The 3,565-nt window shown below is 69.8% G+C and carries 1 protein-coding gene and 1 pseudogene; one reads left to right on the top strand and one right to left on the bottom strand.

All coding sequences use genetic code 11. The annotated features are described in order from the left end of the window. Nucleotides 1-1,990, top strand: a pseudogene (locus tag BST11_RS29050) (PE family protein); the annotation flags it as partial. Nucleotides 1,991-2,523: 533 nt separating this feature from the next. Here BST11_RS29050 and BST11_RS26600 read toward each other — a convergent pair. Continuing rightward, nucleotides 2,524-3,333 carry a sulfotransferase family protein gene (locus BST11_RS26600; protein ID WP_083141153.1) on the bottom strand — a complete coding sequence of 270 codons (810 nt, stop codon included), beginning with the start codon at nucleotides 3,331-3,333 and terminating at the stop codon, nucleotides 2,524-2,526. Nucleotides 3,334-3,565 lie beyond the last annotated feature (232 nt).

Raw genomic sequence — 3,565 nt, 5'->3', positions numbered from 1 at the left:
CGGAGGGACGGGTGGGGCCGGTGGCACTGGCTTGGTCGACGCCGGGGCCGGCGGTCAGTACAGCGGTGGCACCGTTACTGCGGGTACGGGCACCGGCGGGGCTGGCGGTGCCGGCTTTGACGGTGGCGTCGGTGGGGCCGGCGGTAAGGGTGGCGTGTTCGGTGAGTACGGCACGGTCGCTGACCACAGCACCGGCATCGGCGGCGCGGGCGGCAACAGCGGCACCGGCGTCGGCAACGGTGTGGGCGGTCATGGCGGCAACGGTTATGCGTTGTCGATGTCGAGCATCGACGGTGCTACGGCCCTCGGCGGGGCCGGTGGGGTCGGGGGCAACGGTGGCACCAACGGCGCCCTCGGCGGGGTCGGCGGCGCCGGGGGCCAAGGTTTGGTGAACTTTGGCGGCACCGGGACCACCGCTACCGGCGGGGTTGGTGGGGCTGGCGGGGCTGGCGGCAATGGCGTCGGCCATGACGGTGGCGACGGTGGCGGCGGAGGCACCGCGCTGGTTAGTGGCTATGCCGGGAGCACCATGACTAACAGCGCTGCCGTCGGCGCGGCCGGCGGGGCCGGGGGGGCGGGCACCACCAGCGCGGCAGGCAGCACCGGCGGCACCGGGGGCAAAGCCACTCTCCAAGCCTTCAGTGGCGGTGCCGTCACCCATAGCGATGCCACGGGCGGGGCTGGCGGAGCCGGCGCCACTGGGGGCGCTGGCAGCACCGCCGGCGTCGGCGGCTACGCCACCGTCGCGGCAACCAATGGGGGCACCGTCGCCCAAAGCGACGCGACCGGCGGCGTCGGAGGTTACGGCGGCGGCGGCGGTACCGGCGGCGCCGGCGGCCACGCCATCGTCACAGCATCCGGCGCAGGCACCACCGTCGCCAGCAGCACCGGCACCGGCGCGATCGGTGGGGCGGGCACAGGCACCGGCAGCACTGGCGGTGCCGGGGGCGACGGCATCATCACCGCCACCGGCGGGGTCGGCGGGGCTGGCGCGGTCACTGGCGGCTACGCGACCGGTGGGATCGGCGGTGCCGGCACCAGTGGCGGCACTGGCGGCGCCGGCGGCAAGGGCGACATCTTTGCCTACGGCAGCAGCTCGGGCAGTGCCACGGCGAGCGGCACGGCCACCGGTGGTGCCGGCGGTGCGGGCACCGGCGCCGGCAGCATGGGCGGTGTCGGCGGCAACGCCTTCAACGCAGCCACCAGCGGGCTCGGTCATATCGCCAGCGCCAGCGGTACCTCCGCCGGCGGGGCCGGCGGCGCCGGCAGCACCGGCGGCATTGGGGGCGCCGGTGGCACCGGCTTGGTCGACGCCGGCGACGGCGGTCAATACAGCGGCGGCACCGTCACTGCGGGTACCGGTATCGGCGGGGCCGGCGGTGCCGGCTACGACGGCGGTCACGGCGGCGCCGGCGGTAGAGGCGGCGTCTTCGGCGAGTACGGCACAGTCGCCAACAACAGCACCGGCATCGGCGGTGCGGGCGGTGCCAGCGGCACCGGCACCGGCAACGGTATGGGCGGCAATGGCGGCTTTGGCTACGTGTTGTCCGACGCCACCGTCACAGGCGCCACCGCGACCGGCGGCGCCGGCGGGGCCGGCGGTAACGGTGGCACCAACGGTGCCCTCGGCGGAGCCGGCGGCTACGGCGGCAACGCGGCCGTGAAGTTCGGCACCGGCACCATGGCGGTCGGTGGCTACGGCGGGGCCGGTGGCGCGGGTGGAAGCACCGCCGCGGCGTTCGGCGGGGTCGGCGGCCACGGTGGCACCGGGAACGCCGGCACCACGACCGACGGCATTGGCGGGCATGGCGGGATCGGCGGCGCCGGCAGTCTCACCGGTACCGGCCACGGTGGCACCGGTGGCAACGGCGGCAACGGCGGCGACGCCACCTTCACCGTCGGCGGTACCGGCGGCAACGGCACCGATGGCGGCGCCGGCATTGGCAACACCGACGGCGCGAATGGCGTCGACGGCGCAAACAACCCGTGACAGTCCGCCGGTGATTCATATGTCAATGCCTCCCCGTCGAAAGACCCGGCCGCGGTGACTTTTGCGGCGCCAGGACGCACGCGGGCTGGCTGGCGCGGAACCGACCACATCGTCGCCCACGACATTCCGGGACGCCCACAACAGGTGTCCGCGTCGCCGGTGTGTACGCCCCCGCTGTCGAAACCCGCGGATTGGCTGAGGTCCTCAGCAGTCCGCGGGCGAGTCCATGGTCCGTTGCGTCACATCATTGAGTGAGCCAAGGACTGCGCCGCGGCACCGGCTCACCAAGCGCTCCGCTGCGGGGCGAACTCGCGTCCCGCCGCCGTTGGCGTCGACTTCGCTCGCACATAACCCATTGGGGCCACACATCTCTCGCACCAAAGGTGCAGATACCGAAAGTATCGGTTCAGCCGCGGCGGCCGCGCCGTCGCGGGCACCCGGCTCAAGTGCAGCGACTGAGTACCCTTGCATCTCGTACGCTAAGCCCGGTCGCACGTGCGGACGTCGCTCTTCGCTTAACGACAGGCGAGGATTCACACGACCCGCAGTCCGTCGGGAATCCTCTCCGGGTCGCGCCAAAATGCATCTCGCACAAAGCGTTTGAACAGATCCGGCGGCAGCAAGGTCTCACGCGGCTCGGCCTTGACCCTGCCTCGCACGGTATGCAGGCCCGGTGTGCCGGCCCGTTCGTCGAATTCGGTGACGTCGTAATCGACATGATCGAAGTCGTGGTCGAACACCGGCTCCCCGACAAACCCGTAGATCGCCTCCATAGCTTTGGCGGGGTGTGTGGTCAAGGTTTCGTACTGCAATAGCATCAGCCGATCCCGTTGCGCGCCATAGCATGCCTGCTTCAGGGCGTCGTAGGGACCGCCGACCATGCCCTCGGGCGCAACCACCTGTTGGGCACGAGAATAGACCGTGCCGCCTGCGCTGTAGTTGAAAATCGACGAGGGGCTAAAGACGTTGTGTTGAATCAACCGCTCGATGCTGTCCACGACCCAGGGCAGGTCCCGCACGCAGGCAATGACTTTCGCGTCGGGGAACAACCGCGAAACCGCCGGCATCCACCCACACCAGAAGCGGTTGGTATCAAAAATCACCTCGGCAGTGGGTTCGGCATAGAAGTTGTCGAACAAGCCACGCAGGATCCGCTCGCGCTTGGCGTCGTCGATAAACACCGAAAACTCGTTGCGCGCACTCATTTCGCCCAACAGGGCACCAAACAGGCCGGCTAGCGGACCCGACATCCCGGCCTCGAATCGCGGGTTTTGCCGCAGCAACGCGGCCAGCAAAGTCGAACCCGAACGCGGCAGGCCCGAAATGAAATGGATCGTTGCCATGGCACACTCTCCGACGTATCGCCGCGGCACGAATTGCCTGCGGACATCTGGCTCGTGATGGCGTCATATTAATTGATCGCAGATGGGCGTGGCCCGGCCACGAGCCAAATCGTGGGATGGGTCGTGGCTTCCGGCTGATAGGCCATGAGCAGTAACTACTTCGACCTGAAAAAGTCGGGGCGTGTCGAGCCTTTTGAGGATCGCTGAGCTGGGATGATGTCCTCGAACCCTT

Source organism: Mycobacterium alsense (assembly GCF_002086635.1).
GTDB classification, from domain to species: Bacteria; Actinomycetota; Actinomycetes; order Mycobacteriales; family Mycobacteriaceae; genus Mycobacterium; species Mycobacterium alsense.
Note: the sequence above shows the minus strand (reverse complement) of the source record. Positions and strands in the feature narration are given on the sequence as shown.

Coding starts and splice junctions, on each gene's coding strand:
- BST11_RS26600 (WP_083141153.1), bottom strand. CDS start 3,333: ATGGCAACGATCCATTTCATTTCGGGCCTGCCGCGTTCGGGTTCGACT.